This window comes from Mycobacterium sp. SMC-17, from assembly GCF_045310915.1.
Lineage (GTDB): Bacteria > Actinomycetota > Actinomycetes > Mycobacteriales > Mycobacteriaceae > Mycobacterium.
Window position 1 is genome coordinate 44,545 of the sequence record NZ_JBJIAK010000008.1, and the last position, 21,684, is coordinate 66,228.

The 21,684-nt window shown below is 66.2% G+C and carries 24 protein-coding genes; 11 read left to right on the forward strand and 13 right to left on the reverse strand.

All coding sequences use genetic code 11. From position 1 onward, the window contains the following. Position 1 precedes the first annotated feature (1 nt). On the reverse strand, positions 2-184 hold the full coding sequence (locus tag ACJH7A_RS07820) for a Uma2 family endonuclease (protein WP_217267674.1): 183 nt from the start codon (positions 182-184) through the stop codon (positions 2-4). 103 nt (positions 185-287) lie between these two features. Here ACJH7A_RS07820 and ACJH7A_RS07825 point away from each other — a divergent pair, with 103 nt between their 5' ends. Together ACJH7A_RS07825 and speD are read left to right on the forward strand one after the other, a co-directional pair. Next, positions 288-1,379 (forward strand): type III PLP-dependent enzyme, encoded by a 1,092-nt coding sequence (locus ACJH7A_RS07825; protein WP_406801715.1) that lies wholly within the window; start codon positions 288-290, stop codon positions 1,377-1,379. After that, positions 1,360-2,556 carry an adenosylmethionine decarboxylase gene (gene speD, locus ACJH7A_RS07830; RefSeq protein WP_406801716.1) on the forward strand — a complete coding sequence of 399 codons (1,197 nt, stop codon included), beginning with the start codon at positions 1,360-1,362 and terminating at the stop codon, positions 2,554-2,556. The genes ACJH7A_RS07825 and speD overlap by 20 nt, the downstream gene beginning before the upstream one ends. On the opposite strand, the gene ACJH7A_RS07835 is transcribed toward speD, so the two are convergent. Then, a complete protein-coding gene (locus ACJH7A_RS07835; RefSeq protein ID WP_406801717.1) occupies positions 2,549-3,742 on the reverse strand; it encodes a PucR family transcriptional regulator in 1,194 nt (397 codons plus the stop codon). The genes speD and ACJH7A_RS07835 overlap by 8 nt on opposite strands. An 85-nt stretch (positions 3,743-3,827) precedes the next feature. Between ACJH7A_RS07835 and ACJH7A_RS07840 the strand changes: the two genes are divergently transcribed. The 3 genes from ACJH7A_RS07840 to ACJH7A_RS07850 are packed head-to-tail and all read left to right on the forward strand — an operon-like array spanning position 3,828 to position 6,112. Further along, complete coding sequence (locus ACJH7A_RS07840; RefSeq protein ID WP_406801718.1) at positions 3,828-4,919, forward strand: ferredoxin reductase; 1,092 nt, start codon at positions 3,828-3,830, stop codon at positions 4,917-4,919. Between the two features lie 32 nt (positions 4,920-4,951). Continuing rightward, positions 4,952-5,425 carry a fatty acid desaturase family protein gene (locus ACJH7A_RS07845; protein ID WP_406801719.1) on the forward strand — a complete coding sequence of 158 codons (474 nt, stop codon included), beginning with the start codon at positions 4,952-4,954 and terminating at the stop codon, positions 5,423-5,425. A 15-nt stretch (positions 5,426-5,440) separates the two neighbouring features. Further along, entirely contained in the window at positions 5,441-6,112 is a 672-nt protein-coding gene (locus tag ACJH7A_RS07850; RefSeq protein ID WP_406801720.1) for a fatty acid desaturase family protein, read from the forward strand. Here the strand turns inward: ACJH7A_RS07850 and ACJH7A_RS07855 are convergent. The 5 genes from ACJH7A_RS07855 to ACJH7A_RS07875 are packed head-to-tail and all read right to left on the reverse strand — an operon-like array spanning position 6,095 to position 11,844. After that, entirely contained in the window at positions 6,095-6,805 is a 711-nt protein-coding gene (locus tag ACJH7A_RS07855) for a gamma-glutamyl-gamma-aminobutyrate hydrolase family protein (protein ID WP_406801721.1), read from the reverse strand. The two genes, ACJH7A_RS07850 and ACJH7A_RS07855, sit on opposite strands and share 18 nt — an antisense overlap. Further along, the gene (locus ACJH7A_RS07860; RefSeq protein ID WP_406801722.1) at positions 6,805-8,004 is read right to left on the reverse strand and encodes an acyl-CoA dehydrogenase family protein; all 1,200 of its coding nucleotides are present in this window, start codon (positions 8,002-8,004) and stop codon (positions 6,805-6,807) included. Before ACJH7A_RS07860 ends, ACJH7A_RS07855 begins: the two co-directional genes overlap by 1 nt. Positions 8,005-8,022: 18 nt before the next feature. Further along, positions 8,023-9,060 carry an LLM class flavin-dependent oxidoreductase gene (locus tag ACJH7A_RS07865; protein WP_406801723.1) on the reverse strand — a complete coding sequence of 346 codons (1,038 nt, stop codon included), beginning with the start codon at positions 9,058-9,060 and terminating at the stop codon, positions 8,023-8,025. Continuing rightward, entirely contained in the window at positions 9,057-10,391 is a 1,335-nt protein-coding gene (locus tag ACJH7A_RS07870) for a glutamine synthetase family protein (protein WP_406801724.1), read from the reverse strand. Before ACJH7A_RS07870 ends, ACJH7A_RS07865 begins: the two co-directional genes overlap by 4 nt. A gap of 1 nt (position 10,392) precedes the next feature. Next, complete coding sequence (locus tag ACJH7A_RS07875) at positions 10,393-11,844, reverse strand: APC family permease (RefSeq protein ID WP_406801725.1); 1,452 nt, start codon at positions 11,842-11,844, stop codon at positions 10,393-10,395. 191 nt (positions 11,845-12,035) lie between these two features. On the opposite strand from ACJH7A_RS07875, the gene ACJH7A_RS07880 reads away from it, so the two are divergent. After that, positions 12,036-12,782: a MetQ/NlpA family ABC transporter substrate-binding protein gene (locus ACJH7A_RS07880; RefSeq protein ID WP_406801726.1), complete on the forward strand. Its 747-nt coding sequence runs from the start codon at positions 12,036-12,038 to the stop codon at positions 12,780-12,782. 3 nt (positions 12,783-12,785) lie between these two features. On the opposite strand, the gene ACJH7A_RS07885 is transcribed toward ACJH7A_RS07880, so the two are convergent. Beyond that, a complete protein-coding gene (locus ACJH7A_RS07885) occupies positions 12,786-13,304 on the reverse strand; it encodes a winged helix-turn-helix domain-containing protein (protein WP_406801727.1) in 519 nt (172 codons plus the stop codon). 178 nt (positions 13,305-13,482) lie between these two features. Between ACJH7A_RS07885 and ACJH7A_RS07890 the strand changes: the two genes are divergently transcribed. Both ACJH7A_RS07890 and ACJH7A_RS07895 read left to right on the forward strand, forming a co-directional pair. Further along, positions 13,483-14,286 (forward strand): DUF1906 domain-containing protein, encoded by an 804-nt coding sequence (locus tag ACJH7A_RS07890; RefSeq protein ID WP_406801728.1) that lies wholly within the window; start codon positions 13,483-13,485, stop codon positions 14,284-14,286. Further along, positions 14,268-14,858, forward strand: coding sequence for a hypothetical protein (locus tag ACJH7A_RS07895; protein ID WP_406801729.1), 591 nt, complete (start codon positions 14,268-14,270; stop codon positions 14,856-14,858). Before ACJH7A_RS07890 ends, ACJH7A_RS07895 begins: the two co-directional genes overlap by 19 nt. A gap of 7 nt (positions 14,859-14,865) precedes the next feature. Here the strand turns inward: ACJH7A_RS07895 and abc-f are convergent, their stop codons facing one another. Together abc-f and ACJH7A_RS07905 are read right to left on the reverse strand one after the other, a co-directional pair. Continuing rightward, positions 14,866-16,512, reverse strand: a complete 1,647-nt coding sequence (abc-f, locus tag ACJH7A_RS07900; protein ID WP_406801730.1) for a ribosomal protection-like ABC-F family protein — start codon at positions 16,510-16,512, stop codon at positions 14,866-14,868. A 48-nt stretch (positions 16,513-16,560) separates the two neighbouring features. Then, complete coding sequence (locus tag ACJH7A_RS07905; RefSeq protein ID WP_406801731.1) at positions 16,561-16,998, reverse strand: hypothetical protein; 438 nt, start codon at positions 16,996-16,998, stop codon at positions 16,561-16,563. Positions 16,999-17,183: 185 nt separating this feature from the next. Between ACJH7A_RS07905 and ACJH7A_RS07910 the strand changes: the two genes are divergently transcribed. Then, complete coding sequence (locus ACJH7A_RS07910; RefSeq protein WP_406801732.1) at positions 17,184-17,687, forward strand: hypothetical protein; 504 nt, start codon at positions 17,184-17,186, stop codon at positions 17,685-17,687. 13 nt (positions 17,688-17,700) lie between these two features. On the opposite strand, the gene ACJH7A_RS07915 is transcribed toward ACJH7A_RS07910, so the two are convergent. From ACJH7A_RS07915 to ACJH7A_RS07925, 3 genes are read right to left on the reverse strand one after another with little or no spacing between them, the layout of a single operon-like run. Further along, a complete protein-coding gene (locus ACJH7A_RS07915) occupies positions 17,701-18,288 on the reverse strand; it encodes a TIGR03086 family metal-binding protein (RefSeq protein WP_212807733.1) in 588 nt (195 codons plus the stop codon). Positions 18,289-18,293: 5 nt separating this feature from the next. Continuing rightward, entirely contained in the window at positions 18,294-18,767 is a 474-nt protein-coding gene (locus ACJH7A_RS07920; protein ID WP_212807734.1) for an SRPBCC family protein, read from the reverse strand. Further along, positions 18,764-19,120 (reverse strand): helix-turn-helix transcriptional regulator, encoded by a 357-nt coding sequence (locus ACJH7A_RS07925; RefSeq protein ID WP_212807735.1) that lies wholly within the window; start codon positions 19,118-19,120, stop codon positions 18,764-18,766. The genes ACJH7A_RS07920 and ACJH7A_RS07925 overlap by 4 nt, the downstream gene beginning before the upstream one ends. A gap of 238 nt (positions 19,121-19,358) precedes the next feature. Here ACJH7A_RS07925 and ACJH7A_RS07930 point away from each other — a divergent pair, with 238 nt between their 5' ends. Both ACJH7A_RS07930 and ACJH7A_RS07935 read left to right on the forward strand, forming a co-directional pair. Next, entirely contained in the window at positions 19,359-20,711 is a 1,353-nt protein-coding gene (locus ACJH7A_RS07930; RefSeq protein ID WP_212807736.1) for a hypothetical protein, read from the forward strand. Beyond that, on the forward strand, positions 20,708-21,679 hold the full coding sequence (locus tag ACJH7A_RS07935) for an Abi-alpha family protein (protein WP_244872722.1): 972 nt from the start codon (positions 20,708-20,710) through the stop codon (positions 21,677-21,679). The genes ACJH7A_RS07930 and ACJH7A_RS07935 overlap by 4 nt, the downstream gene beginning before the upstream one ends. Positions 21,680-21,684: the final 5 nt, after the last annotated feature.

A 21,684-nucleotide genomic window follows, 5' to 3' on the forward strand; every position in this document is an offset into this window, starting at 1 on the left:
GTCAGCTGGACCTGGTCCGTGCGTAGGCGGCTTTTTTGGTGTTGAGGTCGTTGAGCGCGGTACTGGGTGACAGGACCTCTACCGCGAGACGGCCGTCATCGGGCATCCCTTCCAGATCACGCACCGTCAGCGGGCCTGATCCGGATACGGGGAATCCTCCGGTCGTGGCAGTCACAGCTCCCATGGTGCACCTCCTTGTCGGTTGTTGCCCGCAGATCAGCACCTGGCACCGACAGAACCGCGGCGGTCTCGCGCGCCAAGCGCATTCGTTCAGTACGCTGCCGCCTGTGCCTGGTAGGCCATACCTGACGATCGACCTCGCGACGGTGCGCAGGAACGTTGCCGCATTGCGCAGCGCGCTGCCCTCCGCCGAGATTCGGTACGCCGTCAAAGCCAACCCGGCCGAACCCATCCTGCGGCTGTTGGCGGCCCTTGATTGCACGTTCGACGTCGCCTCCGTCGGCGAGATCGACCTGTGCGCGGCGGCCGGCATCGAGGGCACGCTGATGACGTTCGGGAACCCGCTCAAGAAACCCGCGGAGGTGGCGTACGCGTTTGCGCGGGGCGTGCGGCGGCTCACGTTCGACACCGCGGACGGGCTGGAGGCCATCGCCGAGAACGCGCCGGGGTCAAGCGTCGAATGCCGCATCGCGCCGGCGTTCCCGTCGTCGGTGACGCCGTTCGGGCACAAGTTCGGGTGCGTGCCGGACGCGGCGGTCGGGCTCCTGTCGCAGGCCGGCCAGTTGGGACTGCGGGCCGACGGAGTCGCTTTCCACGTGGGCTCGCAGCAGCTGGACCCGCAGGCGTGGGAGATCGGCATCCGTTGCGCACGTGACATTTTCGATGGGGTGCCGGGCCTGACGACGCTGAATCTGGGCGGCGGTATCCCGGTCTCGTATGACGCGCCGGTGCCCGACGTGAGGGTTGTGGGCGACGCCATTACCGGCGCGCTCGGGCGCTGCTTCCCGGTGATCCCCCGCATGGTGATCGAGCCCGGACGCGCGGTCGTCGGCTCGGCGGGCACATTGTTCTGCGAAGTGGTCTCGGTGCGGACCGGCACCGACGGCCGCCGCTGGGTGTACCTCGACATCGGGCGCTACGGCGGGCTGGCCGAAACCGAGAACGAATACATCCGGTACCGGCTGCGCACCAGCCGCGACAGTGACCCGGTGGCCGACGCCGTGGTCGCGGGCCCGACGTGCGACGGTGACGATGTGCTGTATCAGCGGTATCCGCTGCCCGTGACGCTGCGCCCCGGCGATCTGGTCGAGATCGATGCGGCCGGTGCCTATACGACGAGCTACTCGTCGTCATTCAATGGATTTGAGCCGCTGGCAACGCAGTTCGTGGAGGTCAATGATGCAATCACTACCAGGTAGCACCTTCGCGGGCTGTCATGTGCTGGCCGAGTTCACCGGTATCGATCCCGAACTCGCCAACGACCGGGTGCGCCTGCGCCACCTGCTCCGCAGCTCGGTCGAGCGCGCCGGCGCCACCGTGTGCGACATGGTGGACAAGCGCTTCGAGCCGCACGGCGTGACGGTGCTGGCGTTGCTCGCCGAGTCGCACGCGTCGATTCACAGTTACCCCGAGCGCGGTGCGATGTTCGTCGATGTCTTCACCTGCGGTGAGACCGCCGACGCGGAAGAAGCCGTCCGGCTGCTGCGCGAAGCTGTCGGCGCAGCAGATGCCCACGTCCACACCGTGTTTCGTGGCGCGGGCAAGCAGATCGTCGAACCGATGGCACCCGGCATCACCCGCAACTGGGAGCTGACCGACGTGCTGTGCGACATCCACACCGAGTTTCAGCATCTGGTGATCGGCCTTACAGCACAGGGCATTTCGTTGTTTAGCGACTCCGACCGGCAGAGCACCGAATTCAGCCAGCTCGTCTACCACGAGGCCCTGATGGTGCCGGCGATGCTGCTGGCCGGGACCATCGAGCGGGTGCTGATCATCGGCTCCGGCGAGGGCGTCGCGAGTCAGATGGCCGTCGCCGCCGGTGCCACCCACGTCGACCATGTCGACATCGACCGCGACGCCGTCCGGCTGTGTGCCGAACATCTGCCCTACGGCTACACGCCCGACGAATTGGCAAGGGCCGAAGCCGGACTCGGCCCGATCACGGTGCACTACGCCGACGGGTACGAATTCGTCGCCAACCACGACGGCCCCCGGTACGACGTCGTCGTCGTCGACCTGCCCGACGAACGATCCGAACCCGCGCAACACAACCGCCTGTACGGCGCGGACTTCATGAAGCTGTGCGGCGACATCGGCGCCGTCGTCGTCGGCCAGGCGGGCTGCCCCACCCTGTGGCGCAACGAGACGTTGATCCGGTCATGGGAGCGGTTCGGCGAAACCTTCAGCACCGTGGTCTATTTCGGTAGCGACGAACACGAGTGGGCCTTCCTGTCGGGCACCGCCGAGGTGCTCGAGGACCCACTCACCACGATGCAGGCACGGCTGGAAACCCTCCCGTACCGATGTCAGACAATCGACGCCGAATCGCTCGCGGCTGCGCTCACACCGCCGATCTCGTTGCGGCCTATCTGATCTGCCCCAGTGCCACAGTAATTTCCAGCACCGTCCCGGGATCATCGAGCCGATCGCCATAGAGTTCGCGGAGCTGAGTCATCCGGTAACGCACCGTTTGCGGGTGCACGAACAGCGATTCGGCCACGGCGTCACGGCGGCCGAGGTGCAATACCCACGCCCGCAGCGTTTCCGCGAGTCGCTCTGCGGCACTTGGGCGTAACTCGGCAAGGGGCGCCAGGACACGGCGGCGCAAGTCGTCGGTGGCGTCTTGATCGGCGCTGAGCACGAGACCGACCAGATGGTCTTCGGTATCGACCACCGTGGATTCGTCGGGCACCAAGCCACGCATCCGGACGGCGCGCAGGTACGACGCGCGCACCGATGACCATTCGCGTACGGGTCCGACAATCGCCCGCCGACCTGCCAACGCGTCGAGGATCCGCCGTCGCTGGTGGCCCTCGGCATCGGGGGCCAGCACGACGGCCAGCGGTTCACCGGCGTCCACCTCCGACACGTCAAGACGGGCCTGCAACGTCTCCTGAGTGAAAAGAGCAGTCAGCTTGCGCGTCTCTGACTCGGGCAGCAGCACGGCGCTCAGCGTCTTCGGCGGCTTCCAGTTGGCCTGCTCGGCGCTGGCGAGCAACTGATTCAACGGCGCGCCCGCCAGCAATTCCGCGGCAAGCCGGTCCAGGTGGCGTTGCCGGACCCGGCCGGCGGCGGCGAGTTCGTCGGAGTGACCCGCGACGCTGGCCGCCGACAGCTCATCGATGAACGCGAACACCATTTCGGCGAACCTCGCCGTCGTGCCCGCAGAGAGTCCTGCCGCGACCGCGGTTTCGGAGAGCTCTCGCCACGCCACTCGAGCACCGACCCGATACGCCGAGAGCAACGCGTCGATGGAACGGCCGGTGCGGGCCTCGCCGCGTCCCAGGTCGTAGGCCCCGTCAAGCGCCGGGGACAGCCTCGGCCCCGGATCGGCCCCCTGGGAGCGGGTGGTCAGGCGCAGGAATACTCCCAGCGCCAACTGCACCGCACTCTCGATGGTCTGCCCCATGGGGCCACTGAACGCATCGGTGTAGCTCGGAACTTCGGCCGTGACCGCCGCGACGGTCCGCTCGGCCATCTGCGGCAACACCCCTTCCAGGGCCTGGACCATCTGCTCATCGAGGTCCAGACCGCTGAATTGGGCAGCGGAATCACTCATAACTGTTCTTTACGAACAAAATCATGCGTGTTTCTCACCCTGTCAGCATAGGACTTTATACCGCTGACTCATGGACGCTAGAAGCATGACGACGACACCAGTTCGCCCCAAGGCCGCGGGATTGCGCCGTCGCGTGCTGGAGCTGGCCGAGCGCATCACCACTCCGCTGCTGCCCGGCGACTACCTCGACCTCGTCGCGCCACTGCGGTCCGGTGCCCCGCTGCGGGGACGGATCACCGCCGTACATCCCGAAACGCCCGATTGCGTCACCGTGATGATCAAGCCGGGTAGCGGCTGGCAGTCGCACATCCCCGGCCAGTACGTCCGCGTCGGCATCGACGTCGACGGCGTCCGCCAGTGGCGCACCTACTCGCTGACCTCGCACACCGACCGCCCGGACGGGCACATCGCGATCACCGTCAAAGCCATCACGGGCGGCACGGTCAGTAACCATCTGGTGCACCGGGCCACGGTCGGCACGCTGGTTCAGCTCGATCAGGCCGCCGGCGACTTCGTCCTTCCCGTCCCGGCACCGGACAAGCTGCTGTTCGTCGCCGCCGGCAGCGGCATCACGCCGATCATGGGCATCCTGCGCAACCTCGCCGACGGAACGGGCACCGACACCGTCGTCGTCCACTGCGCGCCAACACCGGACGACATGATCTTCGCCGACGAGCTGCGCCAACTCGCCGCACAGGGCCGGATCCGGCTGATCGAGGTCCACACCGCCACCGAGGGCCGGCTCGACACGATGCGCCTGCACGAACTGGTCGGCGACCTCACCGCGCGGCACACCTGGGCGTGCGGACCTGCCGGACTACTCGACGCGCTGCAAGAACACTGGACCGAGCACGGTGTCGCCGACCAGTTGCACACCGAGCGATTCCGCGCCGAAATCCTCACCACCGGAGACGGCGGCACCGTGACGTTCACCAAGAGCGGCACGACCACCGAGGCTGCCGGCGATCAGACACTGCTCGACACCGGCGAGGCCGCCGGCGTCCTCATGCCCTCGGGCTGCCGCATGGGCGTCTGCTTCGGCTGCGTCGTCCCGCTGCGCCGAGGAACCGTCCGCGACGTCCGCAGCGGCGACATCACCACCGCCACCGAAGGCGACGGGGTCGCCATCCAAACGTGCATCAGCGCAGCCGCCGGCGCCTGCGACATCGATATTTGATCGAAAACTGCCTTCCACCAAGGAGTTACGACATGACCGCCATGCAACGCAAACTCAAGAACCCCGTCGCGCACCTCTCTGAGACCGACATCGAGAACATCGGCATCGAACTCGACGCGATCCGCGCCGAGGTCATCGCCAGCCGTGGTGAACGCGACGCGGCGTACATCCGCAAAGTCATTGCGGGCCAACGCAAACTCGAGCTGGCCAGCCGCGCCGTGCTGCTGTTCTCGCTCTTCCCGCCGGCATGGCTCGTCGGCACCGCAGGGCTGGCCGTGTCGAAGATCATCGACAACATGGAAATCGGCCATAACGTGATGCACGGCCAGTGGGACTGGATGCGCGACCCGAAAATCCACTCCACGACGTGGGAGTGGGACAGCGCTTCGCCGGCCGATATGTGGAAGCACTCCCACAACGAGCTGCACCACACCTACACCAACGTGCTCGGCAAGGACCAGGACCTCGGCTACGGCATCATGCGCGTCGACGAGGACCAGCGCTAGACGCCGTTCTACCTGATGCAGCCGCTGACCAATTTCATCAACGCCTGCTTCTTCCAATACGGCATCGCCGCATACGATTTGCAGATCGGCCGCTACCTCAAGGGCAAGACCGACAAGGAAGAATTCCGCCGCCAGGGTAAGAAGGTGCTCGCCAAGACCGGCCGGCAGGCGCTGAAAGACTATGTCCTGCACCCACTTCTGTCCGGGCCCTCGGCGCTCACCACGCTCACCGCGAACCTGACCGCCAACCTGATCCGCAATCTGTGGACCCACTCGGTCATCATGTGCGGGCACTTCCCCGAAGGTGTTGAAACCTACGAGAAGACGTCGATCGACGGCGAGACCCGCGGCCAGTGGTACCTGCGGCAGATGCTGGGCTCGGCCAACATCTCCGGCGGGCGCTGGATGCACTTCATGACCGGCAACCTGTCCTTCCAGATCGAGCACCACCTGTTCCCCGATCTGCCCAGCAACCGCTACCAGGAGATCGCGCCGCAGGTCGCCGCACTCTTCGAACGCTACGGGCTGACCTACGTCAGTGGCCCGCTGCCGAAGCAGGTGGCGCCCGCATGGATGAAGGTCTTCCGGCTCTCCCTGCCCAACCGTTTCGCGACGAAGCGCCTGCCGCGTCTCCGGCGGGGACGGGCACCGAGGGCCACTCCCGAGTTGTCAGCGGCAGCTGCGTAGGGCCGAATTCGCTTGGGCCAAGGCCACGAACGGCGCACGCTGTACCGCTGCTGTGGTTCCCGGTGCCTCCGGATGCCATTGCACCGCAACCACCCAACCGTCGACAGCCTCGAACGACTCGATCAGTCCGTCCGGGGCGTGCGACGTAGCGACGAGGCCGCTACCGAGCGACGCGATGCCCTGGTGATGCGCGGAAGCGACGACAATCCGATCCGCGTGGTGTGCGGCGCGAATCCGACTACCGTCCGCGAGGTCCACCGGGTGCCACCCGAAAACTTCGCCGGCGGACCCGCCCCGGTGCGGGACTTCGCCTGGTACGAGGTCAATGTGGAGATCGCCGCCGCGAATCACGTTCAGTACCTGGGCGCCCCGACAGATGCCGAGCACCGGCAGGCCCGCGTCCTGTGCCCGCACCGCCAAGGTGAAATCGAGGTCGTCCTGCTCGTTGTTGACGTCGTAGACTGCCGGGGTCGCGATCTGGCCGAACCGCTGTGGGTTGATGTCTCCGCCGCCGGGCAGCACCAATCCGCCGACGTCGGACAGTGATACCAGCGGATCGTCGACCACCAGCGGCTTGAGGTCGGCGTCGCGCACCAGGTCGACGATCAATTCGAAGAGCTCATTGGCCGCGACGACCCGCGGATCCTGGCCGCCCGAGAGGCGCCGCGGCACGACGACGTCTCGTGCGGTCACTAGAAGTATCCCGAGTTGGGCGGAAGCGTGCCATTGACGACGAAATCTCCAGTCGCCCAGGCTTTATAGGCAAGCGGGTTGTGACTGGCGATGGTTCGCGCGTTGCGCCAATGCCGGTCGAGATTCAGTGTGCGCGCTGTGGCCGATGCGCCACCGGTATCGAACAGCCGTTGTGCGGCATCGAGGGTGAGCCGTTCGGCGACGAGCTGCGCTTTCGCGACTTCGATAGCGGCAGCACCGAGGGCCTGCTGGTCATCGATCCGGCCTGAATCCACCACGTGATCCAGTGTCTTCGCGGCGCTCACGGTGATGGCTTCGGCGGTCGATGTCCAGGCTGCGATCTCCCCCACGGCCTGCAGGATGAACGGGTCCTGTGCCGCCGAAGGCGTGAGCGCGTGCGCTGCGGGGCGCGCTTTCTTCTGGACGAACCAGATGGCATCCCGCAAGGCGCCCTTGGCAATTCCCACTGCCGCCGCCGTCAGGTACAGCTGCAGGAACGTCTGGCTGTGCGCGAGCCTGTGGTCCTCAGGTACCAGCGACACCTCGTCGTCGTACACCGGCACTGCGTCGAATGTCGTTGCCCCACTGGCCGTCAGCCGCTGCCCGAAGCCGTCCCAGTCGTCGAACAACGTCACGCCGTGACGATCGGCCGGAATGATGACGTGTACTTCGCGGCCGTCCTCCCGTTCGGCCGAGACGGCGATCAAGTCCGAGTACAGGGTGCCGGTCGAGTAGAACTTCTTGCCGTCCAACCGGTATCGACCCGCACCGTCGGGACGCAGCGTGGTGCCGATCGTGGCCGGCGATGCGCCGACGGCTTCCGTGATCGCGTTGCCGACGATCTTTCCGCCGACGACCTCGGGGAACCACCGCGCCCGGAGGGCGTCGCTGCCCCGGTTACCCAGGAGCCGTTCCACGAAGCCGAAATGGGCGCGGAGTGCCTGGGCCACGTTGGAGCTGGCCGCCGCGATGTCGATGACCGTCTCGATGACATCGACGATGGAACCGCCTGGGCCACCGTATTCCTGGGGAATCCGGAGCGCCAGCACGCCGGTGGCGGCGATCGCGTGAATCGCCTCATGGTGCAACGTTCGGGTCAGCTCATGCTGGGCGTCGTCCTCGGCGAGCTTCTTCAGAACCGACTCCAGCGACGCCCGCCGGTCCGAGACAGCACCCGCGGCCAATGCCGTGATGGTCATTGGAATCTCCTTCTCAGCTCAGCGGAACAGGGGCAGGATGTGGGTCGCGAAACGTTCCATCTCGGCCTCCAGCGGCTGGAACTGCAACATGAACAATTCGATACCGAGGCCCGCGAATGTCGTGATTCGTTCGGCCACTTGCTCATAACTACCGATGAGGCCGGCCAGGGTGCCGCCGTTGGTGCCCACGCGCGCGACGCCCTCGTGCACCTTGAACATCGCGGTCGCGGGATCGGCGCCGACGGTACGGTCACGTTGTCCTGAACTGTCGACGAGATTTTGCAGGTACTCGAACTCGCGTTGCGCTTCGTCCTCGGTGTCGCGGGCGATTACGAAGGCCGACAAGCCGAACCGCAAGGGCTCTGGCTTGTTTCGGTCACGACGTCGCATGTCGTCGATGATGTCCGCGGCGTCCTGTGGTGGCCGGCCGTTGAGGAGGAACACGTCGGCCTGGGCCGCTGCCAAGTCGCGGGCTGCCTCGGATTCCCCACCGAGATACACCCGAGGCGCCTGCGCGAGCGCGGGCCGCAACTGAGCACCGGCCGCGACCGTGCCGTCGAGTCCGGACTCGATGGCATCACCACGCCACAGGCGCCCGACCACGTCGAGCCACTCCCGGGAATACTCGTACCGGTCACCGTGCGTGACGTCGCCCAGGCCGATGGCCTCCAGCTCCGGAAGGAACCAGCCGCTGACGAGATTGATGGCGACGCGGTCAGAGGCGATCTGTTCAATATTGGCAACGGTTTTCGCGAAGACCAGCGGATTGAACAGTAGCGGCTTGATCGCGCCGATCAACTCGACGCGACTGGTGGCCTCCGCCAGCCCGGCCAGCGTCGACCAGGTTTCCAGTACGTCATGTTCGGCACCGCCCGGATGCAGGACATGCTGGGCCACGAGCGTCGAATCGAAGCCCAGCTCTTCGGCGCGCACGATGAGGTCGCGTGTCCGGCGGTAGCTGGCATCAGGCACCTCGACGGGATGCGTTCTGGCGCCCCAGGTTCCGTAGACGGGTGCCCAGACGCCGAATCGGGGTGCGGTCAACGTCGCGGTCATGAGCTCGCCAGGTAGCGCCGGAATTCCCAGTCGGTGACCGCACTGGAATACTCGTCCCACTCGCTCTGCGCGATCTCGGCAAAGTCATGCACGGAGTCTGCGCCCAGGATGTCCACGATGGCGTCGTCGCTGCGCGCCAGTGCGATGGCGACACTGAGCGATTCCGGCAGCCGGACCCCGACGTCATACAGGTTGCCCGTCAGTGGCTCGGATGGATTGCGCCGGGCCTCCAGTCCGGCGACAACGGCCGCCAATGCAGATGCGATGAGCCAGTAGGGGTTTGCATCCGACGCACCCGTGCGCAGCTCGATTCGCGTTGCCTCAGGGGTCGGTTCGAGGAGCGACCTGACGGCGGACGTCCGGTTGTCCCGACTCCAGGTCAGAGTGGCCGGGGCGAACGATCCGGGGACATACCGGCGGTACGCGTTGACCGAGTGCGCGCCGAACAGCGTGATCGACGGCAGGTGTTCGAGCAGGCCGGCGATGGCGTGCAGGCCGACCTGGCTCTCGGTTCCGTCGGCGCCGGCAAGGACCGGCTCGCCGTCGCGCCACAGCGAAATGTGCAGGTGCGCAGAACTTCCGGAGTGCTCCGAGAACGGTTTGGGCATGAACGTCGCCAATTTGCCGTTGCGGCGGGCGATCTCCTTGACGGCATATTTGAGCCGGGCGCTGTTGTCGGCGGCGTCGAGCGCGTCGCTGTAGATCAGGTTGGCCTCGACCTGCCCGGGTCCGTACTCGGTGAGCAACCCTTCCAACGACGTGAATGCCCGCAGCGCCGAATAGAGCTCACCGAGTAGGGGTTCCAGGGTGTTGGCGTTCTGCAGTGAGTAGGCGTGCACATCGTCCTGGAAGGTCGACCCGTCCAAGTTGAGCAGGTAGAACTCGAACTCGGCGCCGATCTTGGCGGTATACCCGAGTGTTTCGAGTCGCTGGATGACTCGGCGTAGCACCCCACGGGGATCGAGCGGTGACGGTGTCCGGTCGTGGTTGACGATGTCGGAGATGACATGCCCTACGCCGGGCCGCCACGGCAGCTCACGAAAGGTGCTCAGGTCGGGTACTGCGAACGCGTCGGGGTAGCCCGTATTCCAGTTGGTCGAGCGCAGACTTTCGATGACGCGCGCGTTGGAGTTCCACGCGAGCGCGCCGTTGCAGAAGCCGAACCCTGGCGCTGCGGCGCGTTGCAGGAACTGGTCGGCTGGTACCCGCTTCCCGAGGGCGTGGCCGAACTGATCGCTCCATGCGACCTCGACCTCGGTGATGGTGCCGGTGTCGAGCAGCTCGACGACACTCCGGTGACGATCTGTTGCCGCGTCCGCGATCAACGACATCTCAGCCCTCCTCGCCTGCGAGGGCGAAGGACTCGGCACGGGTGCGCCGGCATCCCAGAACGGCGCCGCCCACGAAACCCAGTACGAGCACCAGGATTACGGCCAATGCCAGTCCCGAGGAACCACCGACGAGGTCCTTGAGGTTCACCAGGATCAGGCCCAGGAACGCCAGCAGGCCGGCCAAGCCGAGCGCCGGAGCGACGCCGACGCGCCACACCGAGTGGTGCCGCCGGTCCCGCGCGAAGAACGCCAGCACCGCTGCACTCGTCAGCACCATGAGGACGAGCACACCGACCGTCGTGATCCCGGACAGCCAGGTGTAGAACTCCGTGCTCGGGTCGAGCTGCGCCACTGTGGCGACACCGATGACCGCGAGGATCAGTGCCGACAGCGCCAGCGATGCGACGTGCGGCGAGCCGTGGCGGGTGTGGGGCCGGCCGAATGCGGCGGGCAATACGCCCCGGCCCGACAGCGCGAACAGGTACCGGGACACCACGTTGTGGAACGACAGGATGCAGGCGAAGAGGCTCGTGACGAAGAGGACTTGGATGATGTCCGCTCCCACCACACCCAGGTAGCGCTGTGCAGTGTCGACCAGCATGGTTCCGCCCGAATTCGTCGCGCGCTGTACGGCTTCGGTGTCGCCCCACGCCGAGATCAGGGCCCAGCTCGACACCGTGTAGAAGACGCCGATCACGGCCAGTGCGATGTACGTCGCGTACGGGATGGTGCGGTCCGGATCGCGGGCCTCGTCGCGGAAGATGGCCGTCGCCTCGAACCCGAGGAACGAGATGATCGCGAACAGCAGCCCGATTCCCGGTGCGCCCGAGGCGATCTGGGCCGGGTTGAGCAGTCCCGTCGACAATCCGTGGTCACCACCGCGCCCGACGATGACCGCATCGAGGACGACGACGATCGCGATCTCGGCGACGAGCAGAACGGCGAGTACCCGACTGGACAGCTCGATGTTGCGGTAGCCGAGGTACGTGATCACTGCGAGCCCGGCCAAGGCCCACACCGGCCACGGCAACGGCGGTACACCGACGAGAGCCAACAGGCCGCCGAGCTGCGGACCGAGCAGGCCATAGACGGCGGCCTCCATCGAGGCGTACGTCAGGACCGCCACGAAAGCGGCGCCGATGGCCGGACTGGACCCGAAACCTTGCTGCACATACGAAAAGAACGCGCCGGCCTCACGAACGAAGGGCGTCATCGCGGTGAAGCCGATGGCAAACAACAGCAGCACAACGGTGGCGATGACAAACGTCGCGGGAAACCCTGATCCATTGCCGGTGGCGATACCCAATGGCACGGGTCCGCCGATGACGCCCAGGGGCGCCGCCGCAGCCAGCACCATGAAGACGATGGCCGGGATGCCCAAGTTGCCGCGCAGACGCTGACCGACGGTAGGTGGCCCACTATCAGTGCGCACCGCCGCATTTTCGACCGTCACGATCGGCCTCCTACAGGCTCGATGAATGTTGTTGAATGCAAAAGCTATTGACTGCGCGGTGACCGCTCCAGCCGGCAGGCCACGGGCGGTGACAAGCCGTCACATCACGTAACACAAGGCGCCGGATTCGACATCCGGTCGGTAGTGTTGATGACACGGCGCTGCGAGCGCACCAGCCAAAGGGGTTGTCAGTGGGGACCATTCGATCAATTCGTGGCACGGGCCGCGTCCTGCGCGTAGGTGCGACACCGGTCCCGCACGCCGAGATTCTCGATCACGTCCGCCCCGCGCTCGCGCGCGACGGCATCGACCTCCACGTCGAGGTGTTCGACACCTTCGACGAACCGAACCACCACCTCGCCGCCGGGACCATCGACGCCAACTTCTTTCAGTACCTGCCTTTTCTCGAGGCGTTCAACACCTCGTCGGCCCGTCAACTGGTGCCGGTCACGCCGGTGCACATCGAGCCGTTCGCGCTCTACTCGGCATCCATCACCGACATCACGGCGGTACCGCGATTCGCGGAGGTCGCGCTCCCGGGTGATCCCACAAATGTCGGGCGAGCCTTGCGCATCCTCCATGACCGAGGCCTGGTCACTCTTCGCGACGAACATGAGTCCGCTCCGGGGGTCGACGCGATCCTGGAAAACCCAAAACAACTGCTGTTCAAGGAGATCGCCAGCGCGCACCTGGCCGATGTCCTCGCCGACTTCGATCTGGTGTTCCTGTTCGGCAACTACGCCATGGACCGTCAGATCGATCTGCAGTCGGCGCTCTACTGTGACCACGCCAACCGGGACTACGCCGAATACCTGGTCGCCCGCCCGGACAACCATCAGAGCGAACCAATCAGGCTGTTGGCCAATGCTTTACAGACAGAGTCCGTGCGTTCGTTCATCGCCCGCTCGTACGGCGACCTGGTAGTGCCGGCGTTCTGACCGTCAGGCAGACCGGATCGGCCGCTGCCCCCGGAATCGTGTCGAGGGCTGCGGATCGAAGCGATAGCCCTTGCCACGGACGGTCGTGAGCGTCGAGGCGTGTACACCCAGCTTCACGCGGAGTCGCCGGACATGCGTGTCGATGGTCCGCAGGGACGCAAAGCCCTCGTCCCACACGTTGTCTATCAACTCTTCTCGCGAGATGATCTGCCGGGGATGCTGCGCCAGGTACGCCAGCAGCTCGAATTCCTTGTAGGCCATCGAAATCGGTCGCCCGTCGGCGCTGACCTGCCTGGTCGCCCGGTCGATGACCAGGCCGCCGATGGGCGGCGGGTTCAAGGACGAACCGGCTCCGGTTGCCACAGCCGCCTTTTCGACCTTCGCGCCGGGTACCCGATAAGCCAGGTAGGCACTGAACTCGTCCATCAGCGCAGTCACCTGGGCGCGAGCGTCGTCGGATTGCGTGGGCAGCTCGACCGTCAGCACCACCTGTGATGCCCGGATGCTGCGTCCCTGATACATCCACACTCCCTGCTCGATCCGACTCAAGTGTTCGCGACGGCGCGGGTCATGGACATCGTTAGCGTCAGTCTGAACGGAACGCGGCTGCGCGTCAGATGAGGAAACAGTCCGGTCACGATCTGCATTCGGCCGATAACGGTCACAACTTTCACATCTGTCGCATTGTTAACATCACCGGATGCAGTACTACCCGGAGACCACCGGCCTTCGGCGCCCGTTGTCGCGGCGTGATGCGCTGCGCTACGTCGGCGCCGCGTCGGCGCTGGCCGGGCTCGGTGCGGCAGCCGCACGTGCCGGCATCCCCATGGCGTCGGCCGCCGCTCCCACATTGATCGACTTCGCCATGAAACAGATTCCGGCACAAGATATTCGGGCCGCCGGTCACGCCGGCGTCGTCAACTACGTCTCGACGTCACGCCCCGGCTCGACCATGGGCGCCAAGCCCATCACCCTGCCCTACGCGCGGTCACTCGCGGCGGCAGGGCTGGCGATCGTCAGCAACTACCAGTACGGCAAGCCCGGTGGGACGGCGCCGTCGGATTTCACGCGCGGATACGCCGGCGGCGTCGCCGATGCCCGCACCGCTTGGCAACTGCACAGTGCGGCAGGTGGCGGCCAGAGCGCGCCGATCTTCTTCTCCGTCGACGACGACATCGACCGCGAAACATGGAATAACGTTGCGCTGCCGTGGTTTCGGGGCATCAACTCGGTGCTGGGCGCACAGCGCACCGGCGTCTACGGCGGCATCAACACCTGCCAGTGGGCCACGGCCGACGGCGTCATCGGGCGCTCGACCACACCCGGCAAGGTGTGGGCCTGGCAGACCCGGTCCTGGTCCGGCGGCAAGGTCTATCCGGCAGCCGTGATGTACCAACGCATCGTGAGCACCGCGTCGAATCCGGGTCCCGTGGTCGGCGGGCTCGAGGTCGACGTCAGCGACGCTCTGGCTTCCGACGTCGGGCAGTGGAACCTGCATCCGTGATCCACGGCTGGCGCGACCTCGGCTTGATCGTCGGCCTCACGTTGGTGATCATGATCGGCTCGCTGTTGATCACGCCCCTGTTGGTGCGGCGCGGACTCAAGACACCGGCCGGGCTTCGGTTGATCAATCGCGCCACCAAAGCGGTGGTGAACGCGGTAAAGCGGCCGATCACCATCATGGTGCTCGATGAGGTCATCGACGTCATCCAGACGGGTCACTACACCCGCAACATCTCTGATGCCATCCAAGAGAACCACGACGAGCTGAAAGCTCTTGCGGCCGACAAGATCCGCACAGACTCGGGCATACCCGTCATCAGCCGAATCCCCGGTTACGACAAGGTCGTCGGTCAGGCGAGCGAATCCGTCATGCACGTTCTGATCGCGATGCTCGCCGATCCCCGGATGGACGAGTTCGTCTCCGACCTGCTCCGCAACAATCTCGAGCAGATTCAGAGCGCGGTCCGCCGCCGGGAGCACGAGCGATCCGCTTCGTTCCGGCAGGCCGGCACACCCGCGGCGGCAGCGGTCTCTGACGCAGCGACGTCCAGGCGTCCGTCTGGTGACGTTTGACCGCCGGCTATAACTCCGTAACGCGCCCGCCCTCGACCAGCCACGAGCGGTCCAACCGGACGTTCTGCAGCATCCGGCGGTCATGGGTCACCAGCAGCAGAGCACCGTCATAGGTCTCGAGCGCCTGCTCGAGCTGCTCGATGGCAGGCAGATCCAGATGGTTGGTCGGCTCGTCGAGCACCAACACATTCGTCCCGCGGGCCTGCAGCAGCGCCAGGCCGGCGCGGGTGCGCTCGCCGGGCGACAGCTCATCGACAGTGCGTTCCACATGATCGGCGCGCAACCCGAACTTCGCGAGCAGGGTGCGCACATCCGCCGTCGACCATGACGGCACGTGGTGCTCGAAACGGTCGACGAGTCGGCTGGCACCCGTGAAATCCACACGTGCCTGGTCGATTTCACCGATCGCCACGTTGGCACCCAGGCTCGCCCGGCCCTCGTCGGGCTGCTGCCGGCCGAGCAACAGCCGCAGCAGGGTCGACTTCCCCGCCCCGTTGGGGCCGGTGATGCCGATCCGGTCACCGGCGTCGACCTGCAACGACAGCGGCCCCAGGACGAAATCACCTTGCCGCACAACGGCATTGTCGAGCGTCGCGACGACCGAACTCGACCGCGGCGCCGCCCCGATGGTGAACTGGAGCGTCCACTCCTTACGGGGCTCCTCGACTTCCACGAGGCGGGCGATCCGGCTCTCCATCTGCCGGACCTTCTGCGCCTGTTTCTCACTGGACTCGGTTTGTGCGCTGCGCCGGTTCTTGTCGTTGTCGGGCGCCTTGCGCATCGCGTTGCGCACACCTTGACTCGACCACTCCCGCTGTGTCCGAGCGCGCGCCACCAGATCGGCTTTCTTCTCGGCGAACTCGTCGTACTGCTCGCGACGGTGCCGCCGCGCGACCTCACGTTCTTCCAGATAGCTCTCGTAGCCGCCGCCGTAGACGGTGGTTCTGTTCTGCGCCAGATCGAGTTCCACGACCCGGGTTACGGTGCGCGCCAGGAACTCTCGGTCATGGCTGACGAGCACCACACCGCCGCGGAGGTTGCCGACGATCTCCTCCAGGCGGGCAAGTCCGTCCAGGTCGAGATCGTTGGTGGGTTCATCGAGCAGCACGATGTCGAAGCGCGACAGCATCAGCGCCGCCAGGCCGACCCGCGCTGCCTGCCCACCCGACAGCGCGGTCATCAGCGTCGATTCCGGCCGCACCGCGTCGGAATCGAGTCCCAGGTCGGCCAACACCGCCGGCAGTCGTTCGTCGAGATCCGCCGCGCCGGTCGCGAGCCAGTGATCCAGCGCGGCGGAGTAGGCGTCGGCATCCGCCGTCTCATCGGCCAGCGCCTCGGCCGCGGCGTCCATGGCCCGTGTCGCGGCGGCACATCCCGTGCGACGCGCGACGTACGCGGCCACCGTCTCCCCCGGTACCCGCTCGTGCTCCTGCGGCAACCAACCGACGAACGCGTCGGCCGGCGCAAGACTCACGGTCCCGTCAAGCGGTGCGAGTTCGCCCGCCAGGATCCGCAGCAGCGTGCTCTTGCCGGCGCCATTGGAGCCGACCACACCGATCACATCGCCGGGCGCCACCGTCACATCGAGCCGCTCGAAGAGCGTGCGGTGGGCGAATCCGCCGGCGAGATTGGTCGTGACGAGCGTGGCGGTCATGGCCCAATCGTCGCATCACCGCCGCAGCCCGAGCCTGCGTGGCGGCGCCTACGCCATGATGCGCATTTCCGCATCCGGGTGCGAACTCAGAGTGACGACGACTGTGCCACTACCCGTCGCGAAGTTCCTGTTCGCGTAGCCGATGAACCCGTAGTGACCGTCGATCGTCGAGATCGCGGAGATGTCACCCTGCCCGGAGGCGCCGGTGTCGAGGTTCCGCCATGCGGCCGTCACCGTCAGGGCGCAGGAACCGTCGTAGATGCCGGCGTCGTAGCGAATCGACACCCCGACTCCGTGCCCCACGTCGCCGCCGATCTGCACCGGCGTCGCCTGCGCATCGGCGCTCACGGTGCCGCCGCACGCCGGTGACGCGACCACGGGAACCGCACCGAGTTGTCCGAACGCGTCGGCCTGGGCCGTGGCCACCGACAACCACGGCGCACAGATCGCGACGACGAGCGCTGCTCCAGCGCGCAATCGGGTCATGCCACTGCTATCGGCGATGGCGCCGGCATTGTTAGCGCGCGGCGCCGGGCATATTTCCCGCCGCCTCCGCGTTATCAATGTTTGTCTCAATTGTCACATGGGTACCGTTGATAACAGCACCCCCACTGTGGGTGCGTCGGTCGACAGAAAGTCCATATGTAGAAAGAGCGGAATGGGTTACCACTATGAACACCGTTTTGTACTTCAGCACCAACGGCGCCGTTTATGAGACCCGCGCCTACACGGCCGCGGACATCACCGATCTGATTCAAGGTCAACGGCTTCAATGCCTGACCAGCGCAGACCGTCAGTTCGACTTCTGGTTCAGCCCGACGGCACGCCGGTGCCAGCGCCACATCAATCGCAAGGCAACCGAACTGTTGCTGGCGACAACGACTTTCACGGCGAAAACCGTCCCCCTGCTGCGTGGGTCCATTGTCCTGGCCAGCCATGACACCGACGGCGATCTCGACGGGCTGAGCTGGCTGCAGCTGGATCAGCTGTCCGGACTGAATCGCACGCTCACCGCCCGCGATGAGCGAATCCTGAATCGCCGCATCATGCGCGAAGAGCGCCGCCTGCGTGGCGAGACGGCCACCAAACCACGCGTCGCCGCCGCCTCCACTCCGTCGACCGCGAAAGCTCAAACCGGCTTGCGCTGGACGGGTTTCGCGGCCCCGGCACAGTAGCGGCCGGGTCCTCTCACACTGCTTGACGCGTACCGGCCGACCAGGCCGGATCCCGGCCGATGAACCCCATCAGCCTGGCCACCGGGCCCGCGTCGTCCGCGACCGCGACGGGTGGCCCGTACTGCCCCGATGAGCGCAGCAGGTCCTCGATCCCCGTCATCCCGGCGAGCATCTGCTCAGCGAACTCGGGGTCCAGGCCGGAGTCGCGCCCGATCGCGGCGGCCAGATCCCAGGTGTGCATGTACACGTCGGCGGTGTAGAACCGGTCGATGGCGTCGGCAAGCCGGTGTGAGCCCGCCATCGGATGGCTGAAGTCGCCGTCGGCCGCGTCGCCGTCGAGCAGACCCTGCACCGCCGCGGCGTGTGCGACCCATGCCGTGAGCGGGTCGTCGGCGACGGGCGGACCGACGGGCAACACCACACCGCCCGCACCGAGGAATTCGGTGAACCAGCCGACGAGGTGCCCGACGATGTCGCCTGCGGTCCAGTTCGCCACCGGCGTCGGAGCCGACCAATCCCGCACGGCTGCAGCATGTTCGGTGAATCCGGCGGCGATGCGGCGGTGCCGTTCGGCGGCCGTGAGTGCGTGCAGCGCAGCCATGGCGCTCAGAGCTCGCCGAGCAGTGCGTCGAGTTTCGCGTAGCCCTGATCGACGCCCGTCTCCATCCCGGAGGCCAGCCAGGCGTCCCGTCCCTCGAAGCTGTCGACCAACGACTGGCCGTGGAGCCGGGTGCGGCCGTCACCGAGGTCCTCGAACCACAAGGTCTCGAGCGAGACGGCGTCGGGCATGCCCTCGAAGGTGAAAGTCTGGACGATCTTGTCCGCGGCGACGGTGTGGAAGCAACCGCGGAAGCCGAACTCCTGACCGTCCCGGACCGCGACGTAGCGCCAGCTCCCGCCGTCTCGGGCGTCCCACTCCACGATGCGGGTGTCCATACCGTCGGGCCCCACCCAGCGGGCGAACACGTCCGGATCGGTGTGCGCCTTCAGCAATTGCGCCGGCGTGGCGTGGAAATCACGGGTGATGCGGATGAGTGGCACGTCCTTGTCGGCTTCGATGACGGCCTGCGCGGTGTTCATGATGCTCTGCCCTTTCGTCGCGGTTTCGATTCGTTGTCATTCATCTCTGCCAGCACCGCATCCAGGCGCTGGTAACGCTGTTCGGCCTGCTGTTGGTAGCGCTCGATCCACTTGGTCATCAGGTCGAACACCTGCGCTTCCAAGTGCACCGGCCGGGTCTGTGCGGCCCGGCCCCGGCTGACGAACCCGGCGTCCTCGAGCACTTTGAGGTGCTTGGACACCGCTTGCATGCTGACGTCGTACGGTTCGGCGAGTTCGCTCACCGTTGCGTCGGCCGTCGTCAGCCGGGCCACGATGTCCCGTCGGATCGGATCGCTCAGCGCCGCAAATACTTTCGACAGCTGGTCGGTCATCTTCTTCCTCAACTATTTGGTTGAGTACGAGTGTGCGCGCCGACGCGATCGTTGTCAACCCATTGGTTTAATACGACGCCACCAGGCAGTCCGGTGAGTGCCGCTACTGCGACCGATATCGGGCTGAGGCGAAAGCGTGGCCTCAGTCGAGCACCTTGGCGTGGCAGCAACCGCTAATGTGCACACGCACAGGTGGCAAACCACACGTGGTGCGGATCAGTGTGCGCAGCGAAAGGCGGTGAGGTCGACGTTCAACGAACTGTGGGGCTGGTTGCTCGATCGCGACTGGACGTTGAGCCAGATCCACACCCCGATGGAGTGGTTCGCGTTCCTCAGCATTCCGTTGTTCACCGCGGTGATCGGCTGGCTCATCAACTGGACCGGCCTGATCATGCTGTTCTATCCCGTCAACTTCCACGGGTTCAGAATCCCGGGAATGGCCGAGCTGGCGCGGCTGTTGCCGCACAAACTTCAGGAGATCCCCGGCATCCTGCAGGGCGGGGTCGGCTGGCAGGGCATCGTGCCCGCCCGCGCGGCCAAGATGGGCTCGATCGCATCCGACAAGGCCATCGCCAAGCTCGGCACGCCCGCGGAGTTCTACCAGCAGCTCGAGCCGGACATGATCGCCGAGCACATCGTCAAGCTCTTCGAAGCCGAGATCCCGCAGCTCGTCGACGAGGTGATGATCGCCAACGACCCCCAGTTCTGGCGCGACCTGCCGACCGTCGGCAAACGCGCGATCGTCGCGCGGGTCCAGTCGCAACTACCGGACGTGGTGCGGTCGATCACCACCGAGATCGGCATCCACATCGACCAGCTGCTCGACCCCAAGATCATGGTCATCGAGCACTTCCGGAAAAACCCTGACCTCGTCATCCGCGTCTTCAAGGACATCGGCCAGCGCGAGCTGAACCTGATGGTCAACTTCGGCTTCATCTTCGGGTTCCTGCTGGGCATCCCCGTCGCGTTCATCGACCACTGGTTCCACACCTGGTGGATGCTGCCGATGCTCGGCGTCATCGTCGGCTGGATCACCAACGCGCTCGGCATGTGGCTCATCTTCGAACCGACCGAGCCGACCCGCTATTTCGGCATCAAGTTCCAGGGCCTGTTCCTGCGGCGGCAAGAGCAGGCCGCCGAGGTGTACGCCGGGATCATCGCCGACGACGTCATCACGCTGGAACGCATCGGCGACTTCCTGATCGACGGTCCGAGCGGCGACCGCACCCGCCAGATGATGGCGGCCGCGCTCGGCCCGGCCATCGACCGCGCAGCCGGACCCATCCGGGGCGCCGCGCGGGTGGCACTCGGCGCCCAGGCCTACGACTCGATCAAGGCCGGCTTCGCCGCCGAGGCCGTCGGCCGGACGCTGACGCCCTTCAAGGACGAAGAGTTCTCGAAAGCGCAATCAGGGAAAATCCGCACGCTGATCGCCCAGCGCACCAAAGAACTTCCGCCGACCGACTTCGTGGAGATGCTGCGTTCGGCAATCAGGGAAGATGAGTGGATGCTCTACGCTCACGGCGCGATCATGGGCGCCGCCGGTGGCTTCCTCCACTACGGGATCTTCTTGGGACTTGGTGTGGCATGAGTGACAACCGACGCCAGCCGCCCAGACGACGCCACGCCCAGTGGGGACCAGTCAGCGCCACATTCTCTCCCCCATCGGAACCGTCCGCGGCGCTCCTACCCGCGAGCGAGATCGGCGAAGCACTGCCCGGCCTCGTTCGCCTGGCCGCAACGGCCTGGGTACGCACGGCGGAATGGACCCTCGTTGCCGGGCTCAAGACGGGCCGCCGCGCACTCGAGATAGTCGCCGACCCGGCATCGGCGGCCGACACCGCACGCGAGCTGATCTCCGGCGTCGCGCAGGCCGGCACCGTTTTCGGCGAGGTGGCCAAGGCCGTCTCGAACGGTGTCTCGGTGTCGCAGGCCGTCGTCCAGGTGAGCGCCTCGCTCACCGACACCGCGACGACGACGCACACGGTGTCACACCAGCAGGAAGACGAAGAGCGCCAACGCCAAATGGAGCAGTCGTTGCGTGCTCAGGGGCAGGCGCTGCTGACCCGCTCGCGCGACGTGTGGAACACCGAACGCGGCCACCCCGCCTACGCCCGCATCCTCGAGGAGATGGCGCCCGACGAGGCCCGCATCCTCCTGCTTCTCCTGCGCGGCGGCCCACAGCCGGCGGTCGACGTCCGCACGGGCGGCCCCATCGGCATGGTGTCCTCGCGGTTGGTGGCTCCGGGCCTCAACATGATCGGCCCGCGGGCGGGCCTGCGCTATCTGGACAACGTGCCCGCCTACCTCAACAACCTGTTCCGGCTGGGACTGATCTGGTTCTCGCAGGAGCAACTACGCGACCCGCTGGAATACCAGGTTGTCGAGGCCCAACCGGACGTGCTGGCCGCGATGCACTCGGTGCGCGCGCACAAAGTCGTCCGCCGTTCGATCCACCTCACCCCGTTCGGCGTCGACTTCTGCCGCGCCTGCCTGGTGTCCGAGGACGAAGACGTCGCCGCCCTGCCGGAGCATCAGGCACCTCACGACATCGAGTGAAGGGG